Consider the following 24,726-nt stretch of genomic DNA (forward strand, 5'->3'; position numbering starts at 1 on the left):
GCGAGCGCCCCGGCGGTGACGGGGCCGAGGCCGGCGAGGTCGGGGCGCCCGCTGCGGGCGCGCGCGAGCACGACGTCGGTCGGACGCACCCCGAACGGCGCGCGCCCGGTCGCGGCGTACGCGAGGAGCGCGGCCCAGCCCCACCAGTCGGTGTCGGCGCTCGGGCTCGCGCCCTCGAGCAGCTCGGGCGCGAGGTAGCCGGGCGTGCCCATGACGAGCCCGGTGGAGGTCACGCGCGCGTCCTCGAGGGCCTGCGCGATGCCGAAGTCGATGAGGACCGGCCCGCGCGAGGCGATCATGACGTTGCTCGGCTTGAGGTCGCGGTGCACGACGCCCGCCCCGTGGACGGCCTCGAGCGCCGCGGCGAGCTGGTCGGCGAGCTCGTACAGGTCCCACGCGTCGAGCGGGCCGCGCTCGGCGATCTCGTCCTCGAGCGTCGGGCCGTCGACGAGCTCGGTGACGATGAACGCCTCGGGGCCGTCGAGCTCGACGTCGAGGATCTGCGCGACGGCGGGGTGGCGCAGCCGGCGCAGGGCGAGGGCCTCGCGGCGGAGCCGCTCCCGGCCCTGGGCGGCGGCGTCCCGGTCGACGTGCGCGTGGAGGAGCTTGATCGCGACGAGGTTCCCGCCGCCGTCGTGCGCGGAGTGCACCGAACCCATCGCGCCGGACCCCAGCCGCGCCCCGATGAGGTAGCCGCCGACGTCGCTGCCGGGGGCCGGTCCGCGCCCGCCGGGCGGTGCGACGCGCTGCGTGGACTCCTCCATGGTGACAAGGTATCTGCAGACGTGCGGCACGGCGGCCCCGGGGGCGGCCCTGTCCGGCCGTCCCGACGACCGACGAGCCGACTACCCTGGGACGACCCAGGCGTGATCCATCGAAGCTCAAGGAGAAGTCGATTGTCAGGCAAAGAAGGGTTCGATCTCGTCGTCGTGGCCAACCGGCTGCCGGTGGACTTCACGGTCGGGCCCGGGGGTGACGTCCAGTGGAACAGGTCGCCCGGCGGCCTGGTCACCGCGCTCGCGCCCGTCATGCAGGCGTCCGACGGCGCGTGGGTCGGCTGGTCGGGCGCGCCCGACCTCGCGAGCGACCCGTTCGACGCCGACGACATGCGCCTCGTGCCCGTCACGCTCAGCCAGGACGAGATCGAGCGCTACTACGAAGGCTTCTCGAACGACACCCTGTGGCCGCTGTACCACGACGTGATCTCCCCGCCGACGTACCACCGCGCCTGGTGGGACGCGTACCGCCGGGTGAACCAGCGCTTCGCCGACGCCGCGGTCGCGCAGGCCGCGGAGGGCGCGGTCGTGTGGGTGCACGACTACCAGCTGCAGCTCGTGCCGCAGATGATCCGCGAGCAGCGCCCGGACGTGCGGATCGGGTTCTTCAACCACATCCCCTTCCCGCCCCTGGAGCTGTTCCAGCAGCTCCCGTGGCGGCGGCAGGTGCTCGACGGCCTGCTCGGCGCCGACCTCGTCGGCTTCCAGCGCGCGGGCGACGCCGCGAACTTCATCCGCGCCGTGCGCCGGCTGCGCGCCTACACGACGCGCGGCCCGATCATCACCGTCCCGGGCCCGGACGGCCACGACCGTCACGTGCGCGCGGCCGCGTTCCCCATCTCGATCGACTCGCGCCGGTTCGACGAGCTCGCGCGCACGCCGGAGGTGCAGCGCCGGGCGCAGGAGATCCGCGCCGACCTCGGCGACCCGGACGTCATGATGCTCGGCGTCGACCGGCTCGACTACACCAAGGGCATCCGGCACCGCATCAAGGCCTACGGCGAGATCCTCCAGGACGGCCGGCTCGACGTCGAGCACGCGACCCTCGTCCAGGTGGCCAGCCCGAGCCGCGAGAACGTCGACGCGTACCAGGAGCTGCGCGAGCACGTCGAGGGCCTGGTGGGGCGCATCAACGGCGAGTACGCGGAGATCGGGCACGCGGCGATCCACTACCTGCACCACTCGTACCCGCCCGAGGAGATGGCCGCGCTGTACCTCGCGGCCGACGTCATGCTCGTCACCTCGCTGCGCGACGGCATGAACCTCGTGGCGAAGGAGTACGTCGCGGCGCGCTCCGACGACCGCGGCGTGCTCGTGCTCTCGGAGTTCACGGGTGCCGCCGACGAGCTCGCCTCGGGCGCGCTGCTCGTGAACCCGCACGACATCGACGGGATGAAGGACATCATCGTCGCCGCCTCGCACATGGACCACCGCGAGCAGCGCAAGCGCATGCGCAAGCTGCGCCGTCGCGTGCTCAACGACGACGTCGCGAAGTGGTCGGAGTCGTTCCTCGGGGTCCTCACGGCGATGCCGTCGCGCGTGCCCCGGCACCGGGACGGGACCGAGGACGCCGCGTGGGCCGTGCCCGCCGCGGACGCCGTGGGAGACCGCGCGTGAGCGCGACGCCGACCGCCGCCCTCCCCGACGACCTCGCCGCCGCGGTCCGCGGCTTCGCGGCCGGGCCGGGCGCGGCGCTCGTGGCGCTCGACTTCGACGGGACGCTGGCCCCCCTCGTCGACGACCCGGCGTCCGCGCGCATGGCGCCGTCGGCGCGCGCGGCCGTCGACCGGCTCGCCGCGGCGCTGGAGGGCACGACGACGCGGCTCGCCCTCGTCTCCGGGCGCAACCTCGAGGACCTCGCGCGCTGCAGCGAGCCGCCGGAGGGGACGTACCTCGTCGGCAGCCACGGCGCCGAGACGGGCCACGTCACGGACCACGGCGTCGACGCCGTACCGGTCGAGCTCAGCGACGACCAGGCCGACCAGCTCCGCGAGCTGCGCGCCGGGTTCGCCGCCGCGGTGGCCGGCCGCGAGGGCGCGTGGGTGCAGGACAAGCCGACCGCCGCCGTCCTGCACACGCGCCTCGCGTCGGCGGACGACACCGTCGCCGCCGAGGCGGCGGCCGACGCGGTCGCCGAGCACCTCGGGCTGCACGCCATGCACGGCAAGGACGTCGTCGAGGTCGCGGTCGTCGCCACGTCCAAGGGCGAGGCGGTGGACCGGCTGCGCGACGTCGTCGGGCAGGACGCGGGCACCGGCGGCCGGGCCCGCGTGCTGTACGCCGGGGACGACACGACCGACGAGACGGCGTTCGCGGTCCTCGCCGACGGGGACCTCGGGATCAAGGTCGGGGAGGGTCCGACGCGCGCCACGCACCGGGTGGCGGACGCGGACGCGCTGGCCACGGCGCTGGAGGCGCTCGCCGAGCTCGTCGGCGGGAGGCCCGGAGGCCCCGGCGACCGATCGTGACCGAGGTGTGACCGAGCACTCACTCCCCGGGGGTAGTATCGGCCCCACGATGACGTCGGACCCCTCGGGGTCCGGCTTCTTCTGTGTCGTCGAGGACACGCTCCCGCCTAGCGCCTGAGCAACGTCGACAGGGCACTCAGCTGCACGTCACTGCACAACGGATCGTCCGGCACGTACCTGCCGGTGGAGGGATGTACCAGTCATGGCTACGGTCACCTACGACCACGCAACGCGGCTCTACCCGGGGACCGAGCGCCCCGCCGTGGACCAGCTCAACCTGCACATCGAGGACGGCGAGTTCCTCGTGCTCGTCGGCCCCTCGGGCTGCGGCAAGTCGACGTCCCTGCGCATGCTCGCGGGTCTCGAGGACGTGAACCAGGGTCACATCTACATCGGCGACCGCGACGTCACGGACGTCCAGCCGAAGGACCGTGACATCGCGATGGTCTTCCAGAACTACGCGCTGTACCCGCACATGTCCGTCGCGGACAACATGGGCTTCGCGCTGAAGATCGCCGGCACGCCGAAGGCGGAGATCCGCCAGCGCGTCGAGGAGGCCGCGAAGATCCTCGACCTCACCGAGTACCTCGACCGCAAGCCGAAGGCGCTCTCCGGCGGTCAGCGCCAGCGTGTCGCCATGGGCCGCGCGATCGTGCGCCAGCCGCAGGTGTTCCTCATGGACGAGCCCCTGTCGAACCTCGACGCCAAGCTCCGCGTCCAGACCCGTACGCAGATCGCGTCGCTCCAGCGCCGCCTCGGCGTCACCACGGTCTACGTCACGCACGACCAGACCGAGGCCCTCACGATGGGCGACCGCATCGCGGTCCTCAAGGACGGTCTGCTCCAGCAGGTCGGCACGCCGCGCGAGATGTACGACACCCCGGCCAACGTGTTCGTCGCGGGCTTCATCGGCTCGCCGGCCATGAACCTCGCCCAGTTCGAGGTCGAGGGCGGCTTCGCGAAGATCGGCGACGCGCGCGTCCCGCTCGAGCGCGACATCGCCGGCCAGCTCACCGAGGCCGACAAGAACCACGTCACGCTGGGCTTCCGCCCCGAGGCGCTCGACGTCGTCTCGCAGGCCACGGAGTCCTCGTTCCCGGTCGAGGTGAACATCGTCGAGGAGCTCGGCTCCGACGCGTTCGTCTACGGCACGCTCGTGGGCCCGCGCGCCCTCGAGGCGCACGTCACCTCCGGTGCCGGCGAGAACCAGGTCATCGTCCGCGTCGACCCGCGCAACGTCCCCGCCAAGGGCGAGCGCATCTACGTCACGATCCGCCCCGGCCAGTCGCACGTCTTCTCCTACGCGACGGGCAAGCGCCTCGCCTGACGCCACGCACCGCCGACAGGGCGGGTCCGACCCCCGGGTCGGGCCCGCCCTTCGTCGTCCGCCCCGACGGCGACGCGACGGGCGGTCGGGCGGACTCGCGGCACGGCGAGTCCTCCGGCCTGCGCCGAACCCCGGGTTCGGCGTCCGGTCGAGCCGACGCCGGAGCGACGGTGGGGCGTCCGGTCGAGCCGACGCCGGAGCGAGGGTGGGGCGGGTCGTGGCGGGTCTGGCGGGAGCCGCGAGGCACGAGCGGCGGATGGTAGACCCGCCCCGCCCTCGCGCAGGCGTCGGCGGAGGGCAACCACGACCACGACCACGCCGCCCGGACCCACGACGAGCGACACGCACGGACCATGGACAATGGACGGGTGACCGTGCACAACCTGCAGATCACCGCGTCTGCTCCCGACCCGGCCCTGCTCGACCTCCCGTGGGACGTCCCGCTCGAGCAGTGGCCCGCCGAGACGCTCGCCGCGCTGCCTCGTGGCATCTCCCGCCACATCGTGCGGTTCGTCCGTCTCTCGGGCCGCGTGATCGCGATCAAGGAGATCGGCGAGTCGGTGGCGTACCGGGAGTTCGAGCTGCTGCGGCAGCTGCGGCGCCTGGAGGTGCCGAGCGTCGTGCCGGTGGGGGTCATCACGGGCCGGAAGGCGCCGGACGGCGAGCCGCTGGAGGCGGTGCTCATCACGGAGCACCTGCAGTTCTCCCTGCCGTACCGCGCGCTGTTCAGCCAGTCGCTGCGCCCGGACACGGCGACGCGGCTCATCGACGCGCTGGCGGTGCTGCTGGTGCGCCTGCACCTGGTGGGTTTCTACTGGGGCGACGTGTCGCTGTCGAACACGCTGTTCCGGCGCGACGCGGAGACGTTCGCGGCGTATCTCGTGGACGCGGAGACGGGCGACCTGCACCGTGAGCTGTCCCCGGGGCAGCGCTCGTACGACGTGGACCTGGCGCGCACGAACATCATCGGCGAGCTCATGGACCTCGCCGCGGGCGAGCTGCTCGACGAGGACGTGGACGAGGTCGCGATCGGCGACGCGCTCGTGGCCCGGTACACGGAGCTGTGGGACGCCCTGACGACGTCGGAGTCGTTCGGCGCGAACGAGCGGTGGCGGGTCGCGGCGCGCATCGAGCGGCTCAACAACCTCGGGTTCGACGTGGGCGAGCTCGCGATCACGACGGACATCGACGGCACGACGGTCCAGATCCAGCCGAAGGTCGTCGACGCGGGGCACCACTCGCGCCGTCTGCTGCGCCTGACGGGCCTCGACGTGCAGGAGAACCAGGCGCGACGCCTGCTCAACGACCTGGACTCCTACCGGGCCGCCACGGACCGGCAGAACGACGACGAGGAGTTCGTCGCGCACGACTGGCTGAGCGGCGTGTTCGAGCCGACGATCCAGGCGGTGCCGCGCAACCTGCGCCGCAAGCTGGAGCCGGCGCAGCTGTTCCACGAGATCCTGGACCACCGCTGGTTCGTCTCCGAGCGCGCCGGCTACGACGTGCCGATGCCGGAGGCGACGCGCTCCTACGTCGAGACGGTGCTGCAGCACCGCCCCGACGAGAAGTCGGTCCTCGGTCTCGCGCCGGGCGAGAAGGACCCGGAGTACTACGGCTGACGCCGCGCGTCAGGCCTCGGTGGCGCGCAGGCGCGCGACCTCGTAGAGCGAGATGGCGGTCGCGACGGCCGCGTTGAGCGACTCGGTGTCGGAGTCGATGGGGATGGACGCGACGACGTCGCACGCCTCGCGCACGAGGCGCGACAGGCCCCTCCCCTCGGACCCGGCGACGAGGACGAGCGGCTCGGTCGCGAGCGCGAGGTCGCCGATCGCCGTCGTGCCGCCGGCGTCGAGACCGACGACGAAGCAGCCGGCCTTCTTCAGCTCGCCGAGCGCGCGCACGAGGTTGGTGGCGCGGGCGACGGGGACGCGCGCCGCGGCCCCCGCGGAGACCTTCCACGCCGACGCGGTGACGCCGGCGGCCCGGCGCTCGGGCACGAGCACGCCGTGCGCGCCGAACGCGCCCGCGGACCGCAGGACGGCGCCGAGGTTGCGCGGGTCGGTGACGCCGTCGAGCGCGACGACGAGCGGCGGGCGCCCGGACGCGGCGGCGGCGTCGAGCAGGTCGTCGACGTCGGCGTAGTCGTAGGGCGGCACGCGGAGCGCGACGCCCTGGTGCACGGCGCCGTCGGTCAGGCGGTCGAGCTCGGGCTTGCCGACCTCGAGCAGCTCGTAGCCGCGGCCGGACACGATGTCGAGGATCTCGCGCGTGCGGTCGTCGGCGTCGAGCCGGGAGAAGAGGTACACGGCCTCGACCGGGATGCCGGCGCGCAGGGCCTCGAGCACGGAGTTGCGCCCGGCGACGACCTCCTCGGCCGCGCCGCGGCCCTTCGGCCCCGCTCCCCCGCGGCCGCCGCGCGCGACGCCGGGACGCTGCCCGGTGGCGGCCTTCTTCTCGGCCGCGACCTTGCGCTTGTGGGCGGCGTGGTAGACGCGGTCCTCCGCCTTGGGCGTGGGGCCGCGGCCCTCGAGCGCCTTGCGGCGCTGCCCGCCGGAGCCGACGGTCGCGCCCTTCTTGCTGCCGGGCTTGCGGGTCGCCCCGCGTCGTCGTGAGTTGCCAGCCATGGGTCTACCCGTCGTGTCGTCGGTCGTTCAGGTCGTGGTCGCGCGGGGTGTCCGCCCCTGCGCTCAGGCGAGGCTCCACCGTGCGCCGTCGGCGGAGTCCTCGACGACGATCCCCGCGGCGGAGAGCCGGTCGCGGATCGCGTCGGCGGTGGCGAAGTCGCGTGCGGCGCGCGCCTCGGCGCGGGCGGCGAGCTCGGCGCCCACCACGGCGTCGAGCGCGGCGGCGTACCGCGAGTCGCCCGCGTCGGCCCAGCGTGGATCGGCCGGGTCGAGGCCCAGGACGTCGAGCATGGCGCGCAGGGCGACGAGGTGGTGGCGCGCGACGGCGTCCGCGGCCGTCGTGCGGTCGGCGAGCGCGGAGTTGCCGGCGCGCAGGTGCTCGTGCACGACCGCGAGCGCGGCGGGCACGTTGAGGTCGTCGTCCATCGCGGCGGTGAACGCGGCCGGCAGCTCGGCGTCGCGCACGTCGCCGACGTCGCCCACGCGCTCGGTCGCGCGCTCGACGAACCCGGCGAGCCGCTCCCACGTCGCCTCGGCCTCGGTCACGGTCGCGGGCGTCCACTCGAGCATCGAGCGGTACTGCACGGACGCGAGGGCGTAGCGCACGACGACGGGGCTCGTCGTCGCGAGCACCTCGCGCACGAGCAGCCCGTTGCCGAGCGACTTGCTCATCTTGGCGCCGCCCTGCGTGACCCACGCGCTGTGCAGCCAGTGCTGCGCGAACGCGTCGCCGGCGGCGCGGGACTGCGCGAGCTCGTTCTCGTGGTGCGGGAAGCGCAGGTCGAGGCCGCCGCCGTGGATGTCGAACGTGTCGCCGAGGTAGCGCCGGGCCATGGCCGAGCACTCGAGGTGCCACCCCGGGCGGCCGCGGCCGAACGGCGTGTCCCAGGAGGCGGTCGCGGGCTCGCCCGGCTTGGGGGCCTTCCACAGCGCGAAGTCGCGCGGGTCGCGCTTGGCGGCCGCCTCCTCGGCGTCGCCCGGGACGTCGTCCGGGACCGGGCTCAGGTCCTCGAGCCGCTGGTTGGTGAGCGCGCCGTACTCGGGCCACGAGCGGACGTCGAACCAGACGTCGCCGGGCGCGGTGACGTACGCGTGCCCGCGGTCGACGAGCCGCTGCACGAGCTCGACCATGTCGGGCACGTGCCCGGTGGCGCGCGGCTCGTACGTCGGCGGCAGGACGCCCAGGGCGTCGTACGCGGCGGTGAACGCGCGCTCGTACGTCGCGGCCCAGGCCCACCACGGCTCACCGGCCGCGGCGGACTTGGCCAGGATCTTGTCGTCGATGTCGGTGACGTTGCGGATGAGCGTCACGCGGGACCCGCTGCGGCGCAGCCACCGCACGAGCACGTCGAACGCGACGGCCGAGCGCATGTGCCCGACGTGGGGCGCCGCCTGGACCGTCGCGCCGCACAGGTAGATGCCGACCTCGCCGGGGGTCCGGGGGACGAAGTCGCGCACGTCCCGCGTGGCGGTGTCGAACAGGCGAAGGGTCACGTGCGCAAGGTTACCGGGGACGGTCCTGCGGGGCGGACCCGGGGCCGTCGCCGGGCTGGTCAGCCGAAGGTCCGTCCCTCGCCGCGGTACGTCGGGACGACGTCGACGACCTCCTCGCCGCGCACGAGGTGCACGACGTCGAAGCGCTCCATGAGCTCGCCCGCCTTGGCGTGGCGGAGCCAGACCCGGTCCCCCACGTCGAGGTCCTCGCCGTGGCGACCCGACCGGCGCAGCGGCGTCTGCACCTCGCCCGCCCCCTCGCGCGGGGTGAGCGCCCACCCGGGCGTCGCGACGCGCGGCAGGCGCGTCGGTGACGCCGGGCCGGACGCGACGTACCCACCGCCGAACGCGGTCGCCCACCCCGCGGCGGGGACCCGGACCACGTCGAGGCCGAAGAACGCCGCCGGCCGCGGCCGGAACGCGCGGTAGCCGTCGAACAGCCCGGGCACGTAGAGGCCGGACCCGGCCGTCACCTCCGTGACCACGGGGTCCGCGGAGGAGCTCTCGAGGGAGCCGGTGCCGCCGGAGTTGACGAGCTCCGGCTCCCGGCCGAGGACGTCTCGGACCGCGTCGACCACCGCGGCCCGGCGCGTCGCGAGGTCGGCGACGGACGCGCGCTTGACGAGCCGGACCACAGGCCCGGTGTCGGGCAGGCCCGCGACCTGCGCCTCGTAGAACATGAGGCCGCGCAGGCTCGTCCCGGGCTCGGCGACCACGCGCGCGGCGAGCGCGGCGGCGTCCTCGGGCGTGCGCACCGGCGAGCGGCGCGTGCCGAGGTGGAGGGAGAACGGCCCGACGCCGACCCGCAGCGACGCGTCGACGTCGAGGCACAGCCGCACGGGGGCCGCGTCGTCGAGACCGGCCCCGTCGAGCGCGTCCCGGACGAGGGCGAGGTGGGCGGGCTCGTCGACCATGAGGGTGATCTCGCGCCGCGCCGTCTCGTCGCGCGCGAGCTCGGCGAGGGCGCCGCGGTCCGCGCTCGGGTAGCCGACGAGCACGTCGCGCACGCCGTGCCGCACGAGCCAGAGCGCCTCGCGCACGGAGAACGCCATGACGCCGGCGAACCCGTGCTCCGCGGCCCGCTCGACGAGCGCCCGGACGCGCACCGACTTCGTCGCCACCCGGACCGGGGTCCCGCCGGCGCGGGCGAGGAGCTCGGCCGCGTTGGCGTCGAACCGGTCGAGGTCGACGACGGCGAGCGGCCCGTCCAGGCCGGCGGTCGCGCGCCGCAGCCGTTCGAGCAGCGTCGTCGACGCCTGCCGCACGTCGTCCGTGCCGTGGTCGTCGTGGCCTTCGGTCCCTGCCGCGCGGCCCCCCAGCACGCGGGCGCTCGTCGTCGGGTCGCCCATGCGAGAAACGTAGCGCCACCGGACGGTGACAGCGGTGACTGCGCGCCGTGTCGTGAGAGTCTTCGTGCTGTGACGCCTGCACCGATGCCGGCGGCGCCCGTCGACGGGCCCCGCACCACGGACGACGACGTCCGCCCCTGGACCAACTGGGCCCGCACCGCCCGTGCCGTGCCCCGCCGTCGCGCCTCCCCGCGCGACGAGGCGGAGCTGACCGAGCAGGTCGCTCGCGCGGCCGCGGACGGGCTGCGCGTGCGGGCCGTGGGCGCGGGGCACTCGTTCACGCCCGCCGCCGTCACGGACGGCCTGCTGCTCGACCTCGACCGCCTCGCCGTCGTCGAGCGCATCGAGCGCACCGGGGACGCCGTCCACGTCACCGTGGGAGCCGGCGTCCGGCTCCACCGGCTCAACGCGGCGCTCGCCGCCGCGGGCCTGGCCATGCCCAACCTCGGCGACATCGACCGGCAGTCGGTCGCCGGCGCGATCTCGACCGGCACGCACGGCACGGGCCAGCGGCTCCCCGGGCTCGCGGCGCAGGTGCGCGGGGTCCGCGTCGTCGGGGCGGACGGCACCGTGCGGACGGCGACGCCGGCCGAGAACCCGGGGCTGTTCGAGGCGAGCCGCCTCGGGCTCGGCGCCACGGGCGTGCTCTCGGCCGTCACGCTCGAGGTCGTCCCCGCGTTCCTCCTGCGCGCGCAGGAGGAGCCGTGGCCCCTCGACCGCGTCCTCGACGGCCTCGCGGCCGCGGACGACGACGCCGACGGCCTCGTCGGCGGCAACGACCACTTCGAGTTCTACTGGTTCCCGCACACGCGGCGGGCGCTGACCAAGCGCAACAACCGCCTCGCGCCGGACGAGGAGATTGCGGAGCTCGAGCGCCTGCGCACGTCGGGCCCGGGCGCCGTGGCCCGCGCGCGCACGTGGCTCGACGAGGAGCTCCTGTCGAACGGCGCGTTCGAGCTCGTCAACCGGGTCGCCGCGGCCGTCCCGAGCGTGACGCCGCAGCTCAACGCCGTGTCCGCACGGGCGCTCGCCTCCCGCACGTACGTCGCGCCGTCGCACCAGGTGTTCGTCACGGCCCGGCGCGTGCGGTTCCGCGAGATGGAGTACGCGGTGCCGCGCGAGCACCTCGTCGACGTCCTCGCCGCGGTCGACCGCTGGCTCGACCGCTCGGGCGAGCGCGTGCCGTTCCCTGTCGAGGTGCGCTTCGCCGCGCCGGACGACGTGTGGCTGTCGACGGCGCACGGGCGCCCCACGGCGTACGTCGCCGTGCACCAGTACGCCCGCCTGCCCCACGAGCGGTACTTCGACGCCGTCGAGCGCATCGTCACCGAGGTGGGCGGCCGCCCGCACTGGGGCAAGCTCCACGGGCTCGACGCCGCGCGGCTGCGCGAGCTCTACCCGCGGTTCGACGACTTCCTCGCCGTGCGCGAGACCGCCGACCCGGACGGCGTGTTCACGAACGCGTACACGGACCGCGTGCTCGGGCCCGTGCGCTGACGAGCGTTCAGGACGCCGCGCCGCCCGCCTCCGCCGGAGGCACGACCTGGGTGAGCACGTAGTCGGCGAGCGCGTGGAAGCTCGCGATCGCCACGTCGTCGTCCTGCTCGACGAGCCACGCGATCTCGATGCCGTCGATGTATCCCGCGACGAGCCGCGCGAGGAAGCGCGTCTCGAGCTTGTACGTCACACCGGCGCGCCGGGCGACCTCCAGGAGCACGCCCTCCGTCATGTTCCACGTCTGCTCGAGGTGGGCGTGGGCGACGGACCGCAGCGCGCGGCTGCGCACGCCCGCCGTCGCGAACTCGAACGTCAGGAGCCGCATGTGGCGCCGGGGCGTGAGGCCCTCCCAGAGCGCGTCGGCGGCGGCGTGCGCGAGGACCTCGATGTCCGTGCTCGCCTCGAGCGACGCCCGCACGGGCTCCGACGCGACGAGGGCGAGGCTGTTCCCCATCGCCTGGAGCAGCTCGTCCTTGTCCTCGAAGCAGTAGTGGACGACACCGAGCGACACGCCCGCCTCGGCCGCGACGCCGCGGATCGTGACCGCCTCGACCCCCTCACGGACGGCGATGGTCATCGCGGCGTCCACGAGCTGGGCCCGGCGTTCCTCGACGGACATTCGGTTCATGTGCAAATCGTTCCATATGTCGTGCTTCGGGGGGGTCTAAGCACATCTATGCAGATGCCGCAATCCTAGTGTTCACGCGCGCGCCTGGCACTCCAGGCGTGTCGCGCGCCACAATGGCGCTCGGCCCGGACGTGAGGACACGCCCGGGCGAGGCTGCCCCCGACCGAACGGAACCCTGTGCACCGCGCCGCGCGTCACCGCGTCACGACCACCCTGACGGCGGCCACCGTGCTGCTCGCCGCGTCGGCCTGCGGGTCCTCCGACGAGGCGCCCGCACCGGCCGGCCCGGTGACGTACGACGTGCCGAGCGTACCCGTCTCCGTGACCGCTCCGGCCGGGTGGGAGCGCTCGACGCAGAACGGCGCGTTCTTCATCCGCTCCGCCGACCCCTACGGCACGCCCGCGGTCCGGCCGAACGTCGTCGTCACGGCCGAGGCGGGGACCGGGACGCTCGAGGAGGCCGGCGCGGACACGGTCGCCTACCTCGAGGACCTCGTGGGCTGGGAGGACGATCCCGAGGGCCAGGGGCCCACGACGCTCGGGGACGTGCCCGCGTACCGCGTCTCGGGCACGTTCGCGGCGGCCGGCGCGCGCGTCGCCCAGGAGATCGTGCTCGTCGAGGCGGCCGGGGAGGGCGAGGAGTGGGTGGTGCATCTCACGGCCTCGTACGCGGCCGACGACGCCGAGGGTGCCGCCGAGGCGCGCGAGGCCCTCGCGAGCGTGCACGTCACTCCCCGGGGCTGACCGCGACGACGAGCGCCGTCGCCACCGCGGCGACGCCCTCGCCGCGCCCGGTGAGCCCGAGGCCGTCGGTCGTCGTCGCGGTGAGCGTCACGGGTGCTCCGGCGGCGGCCCCGAGCGCCGCCTCGGCCTCGGCGCGCCGCGACCCGACCCGCGGCCGGTTGCCGATCACCTGGACGGCGACGTTCCCGATCTCGAACCCGGCGGCACGGACCCGGCGCGCCGCCTCGGCGAGCAGGCGGGCGCCGCTCGCGCCCGCCCACTCGGGCGCGCTCGTGCCGAAGTTGGAGCCGAGGTCACCCAGCCCGGAGGCCGAGAACAGCGCGTCCGCCGCGGCGTGCGCGGCGACGTCCGCGTCGGAGTGTCCCGCGAGCCCCCGCTCGCCGGGCCAGTGCAGGCCCCCGAGCCACAGCGGCCGCTCCTCGTTCTCAGGCGCGAAGGCGTGGACGTCGACCCCGACGCCGGTGCGGGGCAGTGCGGGCGTGGTCATCGCGCCTCCTGGAGCGTGAGCGCGGCGACCCGGAGGTCGTGCGCGGTGGTGATCTTCGCCGCGGCCGCCTCGCCGGGCACGACGTGCACGGCGGCGCCGAGGTCCTCCACGAGCCCGGCGTCGTCGGTCGCGGCCAGCGCCTCGTCGCCCTCGCGGTGCGCGGCGGCCGCGTGCGCGCGCTCGAGCAGGCGCCGGTCGAACCCCTGCGGCGTCTGCACGGCGCGCAGCGCGGCGCGGTCGACGGTCTGCGTCACGCGCTCCGCACCGTCCTCCCGGGGCTCCACGCGCTTGATCGTGTCCGTCACGGGCAGGCCGGGCACGACCGCGCCGTGCCCCACGCGGACGGCGGCGACGACGCGGCGCACCAGGTCCGGGGAGGCCAGAGGACGGGCGGCGTCGTGGACGAGGACGACGTCGACGTCCTCGTCGTCGGCCTCTTGTTCGCCGTCGGCTCCTTCCACGCGCGCGGCGAGGCCCGCGCGCAGCCCGGCGGCGACCGACGCCTGGCGCGTGCCCGCGCCCTCGACGGCGCGCACGGGCCGGTCGACGCCCGGGTCCTCCGCGAGCATCGCGGCGACGTGCTCGGCGAGCCCCGGGGGCGTCGTCACGACGAGAAAATCCACGACGCCCGACGCGCACAGGCGGCGCGCCGCGTGGACGACGAGCGGCAGGCCGTCGAGCTCGACGAGAGCCTTGGGCAGGTCCATCCCGAGGCGGGACCCGGAACCCGCGGCGGTGAGGACGGCGAGTGTCGGCACGGCCACACGGTACCCGCGCGGAGGTCGACCTCGGGCAGCCCGCGTGCCGGCAGGCACGCGCGCCGCGGGCCGTCCCGGTACGACGACGGGAGGGCGGCCGTCCGCGGGGACGACCGCCCTCCCGTGAGGTCGGCTCGGGCTCGGGCCCGGAGCGTCAGGAGGCGAGCACCTCGTCGAGGATGGCCTCCGCCTTCTCCTCCTCGGTGTGCTCGGCCAGCGCGAGCTCGGAGACCAGGATCTGGCGCGCCTTGGAGAGCATGCGCTTCTCGCCGGCCGACAGGCCCCGGTCCGCGTCCCGGCGCGACAGGTCGCGGACGACCTCCGCCACCTTGATCACGTCGCCCGACGCGAGCTTCTCGAGGTTCGCCTTGTACCGGCGCGACCAGTTGGTCGGCTCCTCGGTGTAGGGTGCACGCAGCACCTCGAAGACGCGGTCGAGGCCTTCCTGGCCGACGACGTCACGCACGCCGACGAGGTCGACGTTCTCGGCTGGGACTTCGATGGTCAGGTCGCCCTGGGCGACCTTGAGCTTGAGGTAGATCTTGTCCTCGCCGCGGATCGTGCGCGTCTTGATCTCCTCGATCAGTGCGGCGCCGTGGTGCGGGTAGACAACGGTCTCGCCTACTGTGAACGTCATCTTCAGATGTCCCCTTTCGCGGAGGCCCACCTTACCACGCGAAACTGTGGAAATCCGAGCCCTCCGGCCTGCCCGGGGGCCGTCGCGGGCACCGTCCGCGCAGGTCAGGGCACCAGGAGGACCGCTCGCGAACCGCTCCGCCACAGGGGTTCTCGCGCCCTGCGCGCGCCGCCCGCACGTGACGCCGCTCACGGTCGCCGCGACGGCGCTGCGACACGCCGCCCCGCGCGCGACGACGCACTAGGCTGGGTCCGGACAAGCCCGCCCCTTCGCGCCCCTGGAGAGCACGTGACCCGCACCACGACCAGTCGAGCAGCCCGGACCCTGCGGTTCTGGGCGGTCCCCGTCGTCGTCGCGGGCGTGGCCGTCACCGCCGCGTGCTCTCCCATCGAGACCACCCGGCCCTACTCGCCCTCCGACGGGCAGCGCGTCGACCTCACGGACGACCTGCGCGCCGTCAACCTCCTCATGGTGAGCGCCGGCGAGGGCGAGCCCGGCACCCTCCTGGGCGCGTTCGCCAACGACTCCGCCGAGGACGTCGAGTTCGAGATCGCCCCGGAGGGCGGGGCCGCGCTGACGGTACCGGTGCCCGCCGGCGAGGCCGTCTACCTCGGCGCGGAGGACGGCTTCGACGCCCAGCTCGGCCGCGTCGAGGTGCCGCCCGGCGCCGTCCTGCCCATGGTCGTCGGCGTCAGCACCGGCGTGGAGAAGGACGTCCCCGTGCCGGTCGTGGACGGCACCCTCGAGGAGTACGCACCGTACGTGCCGTGACCCCGGTCGCACCCCGATGACGACGACGGCGCCGCTCCCCCGGAGGGGAGCGGCGCCGTCGTCGTCGCGGCGGTGGCCGACCGTCAGCCGAAGCGGCCCGAGATGTAGTCCTCGGTGGCCTGCTCGGACGGCGAGGAGAACATCGTCGCCGTGTCGTCCATCTCGATGAGACGGCCCGGCTTGCCCGTCCCGGCGATGTTGAAGAACGCCGTGCGGTCGCTCACGCGCGCCGCCTGCTGCATGTTGTGCGTGACGATGACGATCGTGTACTGGTCCTTCAGCTCGGCGATGAGGTCCTCGATCGCGAGCGTGGAGATCGGGTCCAGCGCGGAGCAGGGCTCGTCCATGAGGAGCACCTGCGGCTTCACCGCGATCGCGCGCGCGATGCACAGGCGCTGCTGCTGACCGCCCGAGAGCCCCGAGCCGGGACGGTCGAGACGGTCCTTGACCTCGTTCCACAGGTTCGCGCCCTGCAAGGACGACTCGACGAGCTCGTCGGCCTCGCGGCGCGAGATGCGCTTGTTGTTGAGCTTGACGCCCGCGAGGACGTTCTCCCGGATCGACATCGTGGGGAACGGGTTCGGGCGCTGGAAGACCATGCCGACCTGGCGGCGCACGGCGACCGGGTCGACGTCGTTCCCGTACAGGTCGACACCCTCCATCGCGACGGTGCCCTCGACGCGCGCACCGGGGATCACCTCGTGCATGCGGTTGAGGGTCCGCAGGAACGTCGACTTGCCGCAGCCCGACGGGCCGATGAAGGCCGTCACGGACTTCGCCTCGATCGTCATGCTGACGTCCTGCACGGCGAGGAAGTCGCCGTAGTAGATGTTGAGGTCCTTGACGTCGATGCGGTTGCTCATGGCGTGGGGTCCTTCCGGGGTCCCGGCGGCCGGTCCGGCCGTCCGCCGAGGGGTCGAGGTGTCGCCGCCGCGACGGGCGGCTGCCGGCGTGCTCATCGGGCCTTCTTGGGCGAGAACCAGCGGCTCACGAGGCGCGCCGCGAGGTTGAGGAGCATGACGATGATGATGAGGGTGAGCGCGGCCGCCCAGGCCCGGTCGACGCCGGTGCCGCCCTGCGCCCACTGGCGGTAGGCGAAGACGGGCAGCGTCGCCATGCGGCCGTCGAACAGGTCCCAGTTCACCGAGTTGACGAGACCGATCGTCAGCAGCAGCGGGGCCGTCTCGCCGATGACGCGCGCGACGGCGAGCATGACGCCCGTGACGATGCCGGCCATCGACGTGGGCAGGACGACCTTGACGATCGTGAGCCACTTCGGCACGCCCAGGGCGAGCGACGCCTCGCGGAGCTCGTTCGGGACGAGGCGCAGCATCTCCTCCACGGAGCGGATGACGACCGGCGTCATGAGCACCGCGAGCGCGACCGCGCCCATGATGCCCGCGCGGTAGGCCGGCCCGAAGATCAGCGTGAACAGCGCGAAGGCGAAGAGACCCGCGACGATCGACGGGATGCCCGTCATGACGTCGACGAGGAACGTGATGCCGCGCGCGAGGGCGCCGCGCCCGTACTCGACGAGGTAGATCGCGGTAAGGATGCCGAGCGGGACGGCGATGACGGCGCACGCGAGCGTGACGAGCAGGGTGCCGACGATCGCGTGGTAGACGCCACCGGTCGTCATCGAGCCGTAGACGCCCATCATGTCCGTGCTGAGGAAGTCCCAGCCGAACCGCGTCACGCCGTACGACACGACCGTCCACACGAGCGAGACGAGCGGGATCATCGCGAGCAGGAACGCGAACGTCACGAGCGTCGTCGCCAGGCGGTCCGCGGCGTAGCGCCTGCCCTCGACCGCGCGCGACGTGATCGTCAGGCCGACCGCGTAGAGCACGGCCCCGAGTCCGACGACCCCGGCGATCGTCGGCTCGCCGACGACGAGCAGGACGAGGAAGGCGACGACGAGCGAGCCCGCGATGAACGCGTAGGGCACCCAGCGCGGCAGGCGGGTGCCGCCCGCCGTGAGCTGGAGGGCCGTCTCCTGCACAGGAGTGGTGGCGGTCATCAGTTGGCTCCCGAGAATTCCTTGCGGCGCGCGACGATGGCGCGGGCGGCGAAGTTGACGGCGAAGGTGATGACGAAGAGCGCGAGGCCGGTGGCGATGAGGACGCTCACCGACAGGCCCGACGCCTCGGGGAACTGCGCCGCGATGTTCGCCGCGATGGTCTGGTGCTGGCCCGGCTTGAGCAGGAAGAACGAGTAGAGCAGCCCGGGCGAGATGACCATGAGCACGGCCATCGTCTCGCCGAGCGCGCGCCCGAGGCCGAGCATCGCGGCGCTGATGACGCCGGAGCGGCCGAACGGGATGACCGCCTGGCGGATCATCTCCCAGCGCGTCGCGCCGAGGGCCAGCGAGGCCTCCTCGTGCAGCGTCGGCGTCTGGAGGAAGACCTCGCGCGAGACCGCCGTGACGATGGGCAGCAGCATCACCGCGAGCACGACGGCCGCGGTCATGACGTTGCGCGCCGGCGCCTGGTAGCCCTCGAAGATCGGGATGAAGCCGAGCGTCGACGTCAGCCACTGGAAGAACGGGTCGAGGATCGGCGCGAGCCACAGCGCGCCCCACAGGCCGAACACGACCGAGGGCACCGCCGCGAGCAGGTCCACGAGGTAGCCCAGGCCCTGGGCGAGCCGGCGGGGCGCGTAGTGCGAGATGAACAGCGCGATGCCGACGGACACGGGGACCGCGATCAGGAGTGCGAGGAGCGCCGCCAGGACGGTGCCGAAGACGAGCGGTCCGATGTAGGCGAGCAGCGACCCGCCCGAGAACCACGAGATCTCCGCGAGCTCCTCGGGGCTCGCCGTCAGGGCCGGCCACGCCTCGATGACGAGGAACGCCGCGACCGCGGCGAGCGTGACGAGGATGACGATGCCCGCGCCGTGCGCGAGCCCGGAGAAGATCTTGCCGCCGATGCCGGACGACCGTGCGCCGGCGCGTCGTGCGGGCGTCGGCTCGGTGCGCTGCCGGGGTGGGCTGGTGACGCTCACTGGTGCTCCGTCGGGTGTGGGGGTGTTCGGGGAACCGCCACGAGCGGGCAGGGGACCTGGAAGGCCCCCTGCCCGCTCGTGAAGGGTGTCAGCCCTGGACCGTGATGCTGTCGAGAGCGGCCTCGACCTCGGCGCGCAGCTCGTCCGAGATCGGCGCGGAGCCCGCGACGTCGGGCTCGGCGGCACGCGCCTGGCCCTCCTCGCTGGCGACGTAGCCGAGGTACGCCTTCACGTTGTCGACGTCCGCCTGCTCCTCGTACGTGCCGCACGCGATGGAGTAGGAGATGAGGACGATCGGGTAGGCGCCCGACGCGGTGGTGGTGCGGTCGAGCTCGACGACCAGCTGGGTGTCGGTCGCGCCCTCGGCACGCGGCGACGCGTCGACGACCGCGGCAGCGGCCTCCGGCGAGTACGGGACGTACTCCTCGCCGACCTTGACCGCGACGGTCCCGAGGTCGCCGGCACGCGAGGCGTCGGCGTAGCCGATCGCGCCCTCGGCGCCCGTGACGGTGTCGATGAGGCCCTGCGTCTGGGCGCCGGACTGGCCACCCTCGACCGGCCAGTCACCGCTCGGCTCGTGCGGCCAGGCGCCGTTCGAGGCGGCCGCGAGGTACTCGGTGAAGTTCTCCGTCGTGCCCGACTCGTCCGAGCGGTGCACCGGGATGATGTCCATCGCGGGGAGCTCGACGCCCTCGTTCTCGGCGACGATCGCGGGGTCGTTCCACGTCGTGATCTCGCCGTTGAAGACCTTGGCGAGCGTCTCGGCGGACATGTTGATGTTCTCGGCGTCGACGCCCGGGAGGTTGTAGACGACCGCGATCGGGCTGATGTAGAGCGGGAGCTCGAGGACGTCGCCGCCGTAGCAGCGCTCCTGCGCCGCGGCCAGCTCCTCCTCGTCGAGCGCCGCGTCCGAGCCGGCGAACTGCGTCGCGCCCGCGATGAACTGCTCGCGGCCACCGCCGGAGCCGACGGCGTCGTACGTCACGGTGACGCCGGGCGCCAGGTCGTTGAACCCGGCGATCCAGCCGGCGACGGCGTTCTCCTGCGAGCTGGCGCCCGCACCGGCGAGCTCGCCGCTGAGGCTCTCGAGGTCGGAACCCGACGAGCTCTCGGTGCCACCGGGCTCGGTGTCGGAGCCCTCGGAACCGTCGGAGCTGCAGGCAGCCAGCGTGAGGGCGAGCGCTCCCGCCATGACCGCGGTACCGGCGCGGGAGATTCGGCTGAGCTTCACGAGTCGATCCATCCTGTTCGAAGCTGTGCGAGGCACCGGCGAGTGCCGGCGACGTCCAGGACGCTAGGAGCGCCGAGTGACGCGCGCGCCGAGTCAGGATGAACGCAGGATGAACAGTGCACAGACGTTTCGAATGGCGCTCTCACCCGGTCCGGGGTAGAGGCGCCGAGGCCGCTCACGCCGACGTGTCGCCGTCCGCGATCTTGTAGCCCAGGCCCCGGACCGTGAGGAGGTAGCGGGGCGTCGCCGGCTCCGGCTCGATCTTCGATCGGATGCGCTTGACGTGGACGTCGAGCGTCTTGGTGTCCCCGACGTAGTCGGTGCCCCACACGCGGTCGATGAGCTGGCCGCGCGTGAGGACGCGCCCCGCGTTGCGGAGCAGCAGCTCGAGGAGCTCGAACTCCTTGAGCGGGAACGCCACGAGCGCCCCGTCCACCGTCACCGTGTGGCGCTCGACGTCGAGGCGGACGGGACCCACCTCGAGGGTGCCGTCCTCCTCCGGCTCGCCGCCGGTCTCGCCGCCCTTGCGCCGCAGCACGGCGCGCACCCGGGCGAGGAGCTCGCGGAAGGAGTACGGCTTCGTCACGTAGTCGTCGGCGCCCAGCTCGAGCCCCACGACCTTGTCGATCTCCGAGTCCTTCGCCGTGAGCATGATGACGGGGACGTCCCCGCGCTGGCGCAGCTCGCGGCACACCTCCGTCCCGCTCAGGCCGGGCAGCATGAGGTCGAGGAGCACGAGGTCGGCTCCCGCCGCGTCGAACTGCTCCAGCGCCTCGGTCCCCGTGGCCGCCTCGACCACGTCGAACCCCTCGCGCCGCAGCTGGTACGTCAGCGGGTCGCGGTACGACTCCTCGTCCTCGACCACCAGGATGCGCGTCACGCGCCTACCTCCTTGCTCCGTGCGTCGTCCCGTAGATCCTGCCCTGTCCCGCCCCGTGCGTCGTCCCCCACCGCGGGCCCGTGCCGCCCGCCGGGCTCCGCGGGCGGCTCCGCCGCGGGCACCCGGATGGTGAAGGTCGAGCCGCGACCGGGCTCCGACCACATCGTGACCTCGCCGCCGTGGTCGGCCGCGACGTGCTTGACGATGCTCAGCCCGAGCCCCGTGCCGCCGGTGTCGCGCGAGCGCGCCGGGTCCACGCGGTAGAAGCGCTCGAACACCCGCTCCTGCTCGTCCGCCGCGATCCCGATGCCCTGGTCGACCACGGCGATCTCGACGAGCTCGCCCGCGCGGCTCACCCCGACGCCGACGCGCGTGTTCTCCCCCGAGTACGCCACGGCGTTGTCGAGGAGGTTGCGCACCGCCGTCACGAGGAGGTTGTGGTCGCCGTACACCGCGGCGTCCAGGTCGCCGCCCGTCGTGAGCGTGATGCCCTTGCCCTGCGCGGTCGTGCGGGCGCGGTCGACGGCCTCCTCGACCACCCCGCGCACGGGCACGACCGTGACCTCCTGCAGCGCACCCGCGACCTGCAGCCGGGACAGCTCGATGATCTCGTGGACGAGCGCCGAGAGCCGCGTCGCCTCGGAGTGCATGCGCGCCGCGAACCGTCGCACGGCGACCGGGTCGTCGGCGGCGTCCTGCACCGTCTCGGCGAGCAGGGCGAGCGCCCCGACCGGCGTCTTGAGCTCGTGGGAGACGTTGACGACGAAGTCGCGCCGGATGGCCTCGACGCGCCGCGCCTCCGTGCGGTCCTCGGCGAGCACGAGGACGTGGTCGGGCCCGACCTGCGCGACCCGGACCTGCAGCATCACCGTCCCGCGCCCGACGGGGCCGCGCGGGAGCTCGAGCTCCTCGTCTCGGATCACGCCGTCGCGGCGCACGTCGTCGATCATGTCGCGGATGGCCGCGTGCGCGATCATGTCGCCCCGCACGACACCGAGCGCGTACGCGGGCGGGCTCGCGCGCACGACGTCGCCCTCGTCGTCGAGCACGACCGCCGCCGAGCGCAGCACGGCGAGCACGCGGACCAGACCCTCGTCGAGCTCGCGCGCCGGCTCGGCGGGCCGCCCCTTCTGGGCGCGCTCGCTCACGCGGAACGCGACCGCGGCGACGACTCCCACGACCACGCCCACGATCCCCGCGAGCAGCACGGTCGCGCCCTCGATGAGGCTCTCGGCTTCCACGGGCCAAGCCTACGGTCGGCGCGGGTCGTCCCCCGCCGCGCTGCCCGTCTCCCGGGACGACGCCGCCAAGTGTTCACCTCGCGGCGCACTGGCGTTCACCGCGCGGACCCTCGCGCCTGCGAGGCTGACCCGAGCCGATGACGCACCCGCCCGCCCGGGCGGTCAGGTGCGCGAGACGGGCGGGGGCCCGACGGGCACCGCCCGGTCATGACGAGAGGGATGCGATGCGGGAGATCTTCGAGGCCGAGCTGAAGCAGGTCGGTGACGACCTGACCGAGATGAGCCGGCTGGTGGAGTCCGCGATCAGTCGCGCGGGCCAGGCGCTGCTCACGGCCGACCTGCAGCTCGCGCAGCAGGTCATCGCGGCCGACCACGCCATCGACACGCTCGAGCGCGCGCTCGACGAGCGCTGCGTGCTCCTCCTCGCGCAGCAGGCGCCCGTGGCCACCGACCTGCGCATCGTGGTGAGCGCGCTGCGCATGAGCGCGACGCTCGAGCGCATGGGCGACCTGGCGCGCCACATCGCGCAGGTGGCGCGCGGCCGCTACCCGGCGCGCGCCATCGCCCCGGACCTGCACCGGACGTTCGAGCAGATGAACGAGGCCGCCGACCGCGTCGCGCGCCGCACGACGACGCTGCTCACGACGCGCGACCTCACCGTCGCGGCGAACATCGAGCGCGACGACGACCTGCTGGACCGTCTCCACCAGGACACGTTCACGGCGCTCCTCGACAGCTCCTGGTCGGGGACGGCGCAGGAGACGGTCGACGTCACGCTCGTCGGCCGCTACTACGAGCGGTTCGGCGACCACGGCGTCTCGATCGCCAAGCGCGTGACCTACCTCGTCACGGGCGACTTCGCCGACGACCGCGGCGCACCGGCGGGCCAGCGCGCGACCGCCTGACCTCAGCACGACGAAGGAGGCGCGGACCCGATCGGGTCCGCGCCTCCTTCGTGCTGTCACGCCCTGGTGAGAGCCCTCAGCGGCCCTGCGCCGCGACCGCCGCGGCGGCCTCCTTGGCGGCCTCGGGGTCGAGGTAGCGACCGCCCCGCGTGACGGGCTGGAAGTCCTCGTCGAGCTCGTAGAGCAGCGGGATGCCGGTCGGGATGTTGAGACCCGCGATGTCCTCGTCGGAGATGCCGTCGAGGTGCTTCACGAGCGCGCGCAGCGAGTTGCCGTGCGCGGCGACGAGCACCGTCTTGCCGGCCTTCAGGTCGGGGACGATCTCGCCCTCCCAGTACGGCAGCGCGCGCTCGAGCACGTCCTTGAGGCACTCCGTGCGGACGACGGGCGCGTCGGCGTAGCGGGGGTCCGTGTCCTGCGAGAACTCGGAGCCGAGCTCGATCTCCGGCGGCGGCACGTCGTAGGAGCGGCGCCACAGCATGAACTGCTCCTCGCCGAACTCCTCGAGGGTCTGCTTCTTGTTCTTGCCCTGCAGCGCGCCGTAGTGGCGCTCGTTGAGGCGCCACGAGCGCTTGACCGGGATCCAGTGGCGGTCGGCCGCGTCGAGCGCGAGGTTCGCGGTCGAGATCGCCCGGCGCAGCAGCGACGTGTGGACGACGTCGGGCGAGATCTGCGACTCGCCGAGGAGCACGCCGCCGCGCTTCGCCTCCTCGACGCCCTTCTCCGACAGCGCCACGTCCACCCAGCCGGTGAACAGGTTCTTCGCGTTCCAGTCGCTCTCGCCGTGGCGGAGCAGCACGAGGGTGTAGGTCATGCCTCCATCCTGCCGCACCGCGCCGCCGCGGGGCACGTGCGTCCCACGTCGTGGTGACGCTCCGCGGGCGGGTCGGGACGAAGGACCCGGACACGCCGGCGGGAATCACCCGGTCCCCGGCGTGGTTCCTCCGGCATGCCGATCCACGGAGAGTACGCGCCCAGCACGAGCGACTGGGCCCGCCGGCAGGCCGAGCGGTACGAGGAGTCCGGGGGGACCGTGGCGACGACGCTGCGCGGCATGCCGGTCGTCGTCCTCACGACGCTCGGGCGCCGCACCGGCAAGGTCCGCAAGACGCCGCTCATGCGCGTCGAGCACGAGGGGGCCTACGCGGTCGTGGCCTCGCTCGGCGGCGCGCCGCAGCACCCCGTCTGGTACCACAACGTCGTCGCGCACCCGCGGGTCGAGCTGCAGGACGGCCCGGAGAAGCACGAGTACGTCGCGCGGGAGGTCGAGGGCGCCGAGCGCGACCTGTGGTGGGAGCGCGCCGTCGCGGCCTACCCGCCGTACGCCGACTACCAGGAGAAGACGTCGCGCCGGATCCCGGTGCTCGTCCTCGAGCGCGCGGACTGACCCTCAGCGGGCGGCCCGGACCTTCTTCGCCTGGGCGTAGACGTCGATCATCCGCAGCGCGGCCTCGTCCCAGCCGAGCCGCTCGCTGACGCGGCGGGCGCCGAGGCCGAGCGCGTCGCGCCGTGCGTCGTCGGCGAGCAGGTCGCCGATCGCGCGCGCCCACGTCCCCGGGTCGTGGTCCGGCACGAGGACGCCCGAGACGCCGTCCTCGACGACCGAGCGCAGCCCGCCGACGGCGGCCGCGACCACGGGCGTCCCGCTCGCCTGGGCCTCCGCGGCCACGAGGCCGAAGGACTCGTTGTGGGACGGCACCGCGACGAGGTCGGCCGCCCGGTAGTAGCGCACGAGCTCCTCGCGCGGGACGGGCGGACGCGTGACGACGCGGTCCTCGACGCCCGCCTGGTGCGCGAGCGCCTCGAGCTCGCGCACGGCCGTGGGCCGGCCGCTGGGGCCGCCGAGCACGACGAGCGTGGGGACCGGCGCGCCGCGGTCCGCGAGCACGCCGAGCGCGCGCACCAG

The 24,726-nt window shown here is 73.9% G+C and carries 25 protein-coding genes; 9 read left to right on the forward strand and 16 right to left on the reverse strand.

Annotated features, from left to right (window positions below):
• The coding region (locus JZ5iCDA_RS06050) for a serine/threonine-protein kinase (protein WP_139122981.1) at window positions 1-764 on the reverse strand (764 nt) is incomplete at its 3' end.
• Window positions 765-896: 132 nt separating this feature from the next.
• Between JZ5iCDA_RS06050 and JZ5iCDA_RS19630 the strand changes: the two genes are divergently transcribed.
• From JZ5iCDA_RS19630 to JZ5iCDA_RS06070, 4 genes are all read left to right on the forward strand, one after another.
• Window positions 897-2,393: an alpha,alpha-trehalose-phosphate synthase (UDP-forming) gene (locus JZ5iCDA_RS19630; protein WP_069386349.1), complete on the forward strand. Its 1,497-nt coding sequence runs from the start codon at window positions 897-899 to the stop codon at window positions 2,391-2,393.
• Window positions 2,390-3,244 (forward strand): trehalose-phosphatase, encoded by an 855-nt coding sequence (gene otsB, locus JZ5iCDA_RS19635; protein ID WP_069386366.1) that lies wholly within the window; start codon window positions 2,390-2,392, stop codon window positions 3,242-3,244. The genes JZ5iCDA_RS19630 and otsB overlap by 4 nt, the downstream gene beginning before the upstream one ends.
• 202 nt (window positions 3,245-3,446) lie before the next feature.
• Window positions 3,447-4,571, forward strand: a complete 1,125-nt coding sequence (locus JZ5iCDA_RS06065) for an ABC transporter ATP-binding protein (RefSeq protein ID WP_069386350.1) — start codon at window positions 3,447-3,449, stop codon at window positions 4,569-4,571.
• Between the two features lie 353 nt (window positions 4,572-4,924).
• A complete protein-coding gene (locus JZ5iCDA_RS06070) occupies window positions 4,925-6,190 on the forward strand; it encodes a DUF4032 domain-containing protein (protein ID WP_069386351.1) in 1,266 nt (421 codons plus the stop codon).
• 9 nt (window positions 6,191-6,199) lie between these two features.
• On the opposite strand, the gene rlmB is transcribed toward JZ5iCDA_RS06070, so the two are convergent.
• From rlmB to JZ5iCDA_RS06085, 3 genes are all read right to left on the reverse strand, one after another.
• On the reverse strand, window positions 6,200-7,195 hold the full coding sequence (gene rlmB / locus JZ5iCDA_RS06075) for a 23S rRNA (guanosine(2251)-2'-O)-methyltransferase RlmB (RefSeq protein ID WP_069386352.1): 996 nt from the start codon (window positions 7,193-7,195) through the stop codon (window positions 6,200-6,202).
• A gap of 63 nt (window positions 7,196-7,258) precedes the next feature.
• Window positions 7,259-8,689 (reverse strand): cysteine--tRNA ligase, encoded by a 1,431-nt coding sequence (gene cysS, locus JZ5iCDA_RS06080; protein ID WP_069386353.1) that lies wholly within the window; start codon window positions 8,687-8,689, stop codon window positions 7,259-7,261.
• Between the two features lie 59 nt (window positions 8,690-8,748).
• On the reverse strand, window positions 8,749-10,038 hold the full coding sequence (locus JZ5iCDA_RS06085) for an alanine racemase (RefSeq protein WP_083259721.1): 1,290 nt from the start codon (window positions 10,036-10,038) through the stop codon (window positions 8,749-8,751).
• 84 nt (window positions 10,039-10,122) lie between these two features.
• Between JZ5iCDA_RS06085 and JZ5iCDA_RS06090 the strand changes: the two genes are divergently transcribed.
• Window positions 10,123-11,535: a D-arabinono-1,4-lactone oxidase gene (locus JZ5iCDA_RS06090; protein ID WP_069386354.1), complete on the forward strand. Its 1,413-nt coding sequence runs from the start codon at window positions 10,123-10,125 to the stop codon at window positions 11,533-11,535.
• Window positions 11,536-11,542: 7 nt separating this feature from the next.
• Here JZ5iCDA_RS06090 and JZ5iCDA_RS06095 read toward each other — a convergent pair whose 3' ends face one another.
• Window positions 11,543-12,163 (reverse strand): TetR/AcrR family transcriptional regulator, encoded by a 621-nt coding sequence (locus JZ5iCDA_RS06095; RefSeq protein ID WP_083259722.1) that lies wholly within the window; start codon window positions 12,161-12,163, stop codon window positions 11,543-11,545.
• 177 nt (window positions 12,164-12,340) lie between these two features.
• On the opposite strand from JZ5iCDA_RS06095, the gene JZ5iCDA_RS06100 reads away from it, so the two are divergent.
• Window positions 12,341-12,907: an LpqN/LpqT family lipoprotein gene (locus tag JZ5iCDA_RS06100; RefSeq protein WP_069386356.1), complete on the forward strand. Its 567-nt coding sequence runs from the start codon at window positions 12,341-12,343 to the stop codon at window positions 12,905-12,907.
• Here the strand turns inward: JZ5iCDA_RS06100 and ispF are convergent.
• The 3 genes from ispF to JZ5iCDA_RS06115 form a co-directional block, all read right to left on the reverse strand.
• Entirely contained in the window at window positions 12,891-13,394 is a 504-nt protein-coding gene (gene ispF, locus JZ5iCDA_RS06105; RefSeq protein WP_069386357.1) for a 2-C-methyl-D-erythritol 2,4-cyclodiphosphate synthase, read from the reverse strand. The genes JZ5iCDA_RS06100 and ispF overlap by 17 nt on opposite strands.
• A complete protein-coding gene (ispD, locus tag JZ5iCDA_RS06110; protein WP_083259726.1) occupies window positions 13,391-14,152 on the reverse strand; it encodes a 2-C-methyl-D-erythritol 4-phosphate cytidylyltransferase in 762 nt (253 codons plus the stop codon). The genes ispF and ispD overlap by 4 nt, the downstream gene beginning before the upstream one ends.
• A gap of 154 nt (window positions 14,153-14,306) precedes the next feature.
• A complete protein-coding gene (locus JZ5iCDA_RS06115) occupies window positions 14,307-14,789 on the reverse strand; it encodes a CarD family transcriptional regulator (RefSeq protein WP_024841917.1) in 483 nt (160 codons plus the stop codon).
• A 288-nt stretch (window positions 14,790-15,077) separates the two neighbouring features.
• On the opposite strand from JZ5iCDA_RS06115, the gene JZ5iCDA_RS06120 reads away from it, so the two are divergent.
• On the forward strand, window positions 15,078-15,560 hold the full coding sequence (locus JZ5iCDA_RS06120) for a hypothetical protein (protein ID WP_139122982.1): 483 nt from the start codon (window positions 15,078-15,080) through the stop codon (window positions 15,558-15,560).
• Window positions 15,561-15,643: 83 nt separating this feature from the next.
• Here the strand turns inward: JZ5iCDA_RS06120 and pstB are convergent, their stop codons facing one another.
• From pstB to JZ5iCDA_RS06150, 6 genes are all read right to left on the reverse strand, one after another.
• On the reverse strand, window positions 15,644-16,423 hold the full coding sequence (pstB, locus tag JZ5iCDA_RS06125) for a phosphate ABC transporter ATP-binding protein PstB (protein WP_069386358.1): 780 nt from the start codon (window positions 16,421-16,423) through the stop codon (window positions 15,644-15,646).
• Window positions 16,424-16,515: 92 nt separating this feature from the next.
• Window positions 16,516-17,580 carry a phosphate ABC transporter permease PstA gene (gene pstA / locus JZ5iCDA_RS06130; protein WP_069386359.1) on the reverse strand — a complete coding sequence of 355 codons (1,065 nt, stop codon included), beginning with the start codon at window positions 17,578-17,580 and terminating at the stop codon, window positions 16,516-16,518.
• Window positions 17,580-18,563, reverse strand: a complete 984-nt coding sequence (gene pstC / locus JZ5iCDA_RS06135) for a phosphate ABC transporter permease subunit PstC (protein WP_069386360.1) — start codon at window positions 18,561-18,563, stop codon at window positions 17,580-17,582. The genes pstA and pstC overlap by 1 nt, the downstream gene beginning before the upstream one ends.
• A gap of 88 nt (window positions 18,564-18,651) precedes the next feature.
• Window positions 18,652-19,794 carry a phosphate ABC transporter substrate-binding protein PstS gene (gene pstS, locus JZ5iCDA_RS06140; RefSeq protein ID WP_253181975.1) on the reverse strand — a complete coding sequence of 381 codons (1,143 nt, stop codon included), beginning with the start codon at window positions 19,792-19,794 and terminating at the stop codon, window positions 18,652-18,654.
• Window positions 19,795-19,969: 175 nt separating this feature from the next.
• Window positions 19,970-20,674, reverse strand: a complete 705-nt coding sequence (locus tag JZ5iCDA_RS06145; protein WP_069386362.1) for a response regulator transcription factor — start codon at window positions 20,672-20,674, stop codon at window positions 19,970-19,972.
• The gene (locus JZ5iCDA_RS06150) at window positions 20,671-21,915 is read right to left on the reverse strand and encodes a sensor histidine kinase (RefSeq protein WP_253181976.1); all 1,245 of its coding nucleotides are present in this window, start codon (window positions 21,913-21,915) and stop codon (window positions 20,671-20,673) included. Before JZ5iCDA_RS06150 ends, JZ5iCDA_RS06145 begins: the two co-directional genes overlap by 4 nt.
• A 224-nt stretch (window positions 21,916-22,139) precedes the next feature.
• Here JZ5iCDA_RS06150 and phoU point away from each other — a divergent pair, with 224 nt between their 5' ends.
• A complete protein-coding gene (phoU, locus tag JZ5iCDA_RS06155) occupies window positions 22,140-22,820 on the forward strand; it encodes a phosphate signaling complex protein PhoU (protein ID WP_069386363.1) in 681 nt (226 codons plus the stop codon).
• A gap of 76 nt (window positions 22,821-22,896) precedes the next feature.
• Here phoU and JZ5iCDA_RS06160 read toward each other — a convergent pair whose 3' ends face one another.
• A complete protein-coding gene (locus JZ5iCDA_RS06160) occupies window positions 22,897-23,634 on the reverse strand; it encodes a phosphoglyceromutase (RefSeq protein ID WP_069386364.1) in 738 nt (245 codons plus the stop codon).
• Window positions 23,635-23,769: 135 nt separating this feature from the next.
• Between JZ5iCDA_RS06160 and JZ5iCDA_RS06165 the strand changes: the two genes are divergently transcribed.
• Window positions 23,770-24,207 (forward strand): nitroreductase family deazaflavin-dependent oxidoreductase, encoded by a 438-nt coding sequence (locus JZ5iCDA_RS06165; protein ID WP_069386365.1) that lies wholly within the window; start codon window positions 23,770-23,772, stop codon window positions 24,205-24,207.
• Between the two features lie 3 nt (window positions 24,208-24,210).
• Here the strand turns inward: JZ5iCDA_RS06165 and JZ5iCDA_RS06170 are convergent.
• Window positions 24,211-24,726, reverse strand: a 516-nt coding sequence (locus JZ5iCDA_RS06170; protein ID WP_139122983.1) for a glycosyltransferase, incomplete at its 5' end; no start/stop codon positions are given.

It is taken from the genome of Cellulosimicrobium cellulans, from assembly GCF_001722485.1.
Classification (GTDB): domain Bacteria; phylum Actinomycetota; class Actinomycetes; order Actinomycetales; family Cellulomonadaceae; genus Cellulosimicrobium; species Cellulosimicrobium cellulans_A.

What these genes read in the sequence shown, in the direction of transcription:
- JZ5iCDA_RS06065 (WP_069386350.1), top strand. Translation starts at nt 3,447, where the DNA reads ATGGCTACGGTCACCTACGACCACGCAACGCGGCTCTACCCGGGGACC.
- JZ5iCDA_RS06070 (WP_069386351.1), top strand. Translation starts at nt 4,925, where the DNA reads ATGGACAATGGACGGGTGACCGTGCACAACCTGCAGATCACCGCGTCT.
- rlmB (WP_069386352.1), bottom strand. Translation starts at nt 7,195, where the DNA reads ATGGCTGGCAACTCACGACGACGCGGGGCGACCCGCAAGCCCGGCAGC.
- JZ5iCDA_RS06085 (WP_083259721.1), bottom strand. Translation starts at nt 10,038, where the DNA reads ATGGGCGACCCGACGACGAGCGCCCGCGTGCTGGGGGGCCGCGCGGCA.
- JZ5iCDA_RS06090 (WP_069386354.1), top strand. Translation starts at nt 10,123, where the DNA reads ATGCCGGCGGCGCCCGTCGACGGGCCCCGCACCACGGACGACGACGTC.
- JZ5iCDA_RS06095 (WP_083259722.1), bottom strand. Translation starts at nt 12,163, where the DNA reads ATGAACCGAATGTCCGTCGAGGAACGCCGGGCCCAGCTCGTGGACGCC.
- ispF (WP_069386357.1), bottom strand. Translation starts at nt 13,394, where the DNA reads ATGACCACGCCCGCACTGCCCCGCACCGGCGTCGGGGTCGACGTCCAC.
- JZ5iCDA_RS06115 (WP_024841917.1), bottom strand. Translation starts at nt 14,789, where the DNA reads ATGACGTTCACAGTAGGCGAGACCGTTGTCTACCCGCACCACGGCGCC.
- pstB (WP_069386358.1), bottom strand. Translation starts at nt 16,423, where the DNA reads ATGAGCAACCGCATCGACGTCAAGGACCTCAACATCTACTACGGCGAC.
- pstA (WP_069386359.1), bottom strand. Translation starts at nt 17,580, where the DNA reads ATGACCGCCACCACTCCTGTGCAGGAGACGGCCCTCCAGCTCACGGCG.
- phoU (WP_069386363.1), top strand. Translation starts at nt 22,140, where the DNA reads ATGCGGGAGATCTTCGAGGCCGAGCTGAAGCAGGTCGGTGACGACCTG.
- JZ5iCDA_RS06160 (WP_069386364.1), bottom strand. Translation starts at nt 23,634, where the DNA reads ATGACCTACACCCTCGTGCTGCTCCGCCACGGCGAGAGCGACTGGAAC.
- JZ5iCDA_RS06165 (WP_069386365.1), top strand. Translation starts at nt 23,770, where the DNA reads ATGCCGATCCACGGAGAGTACGCGCCCAGCACGAGCGACTGGGCCCGC.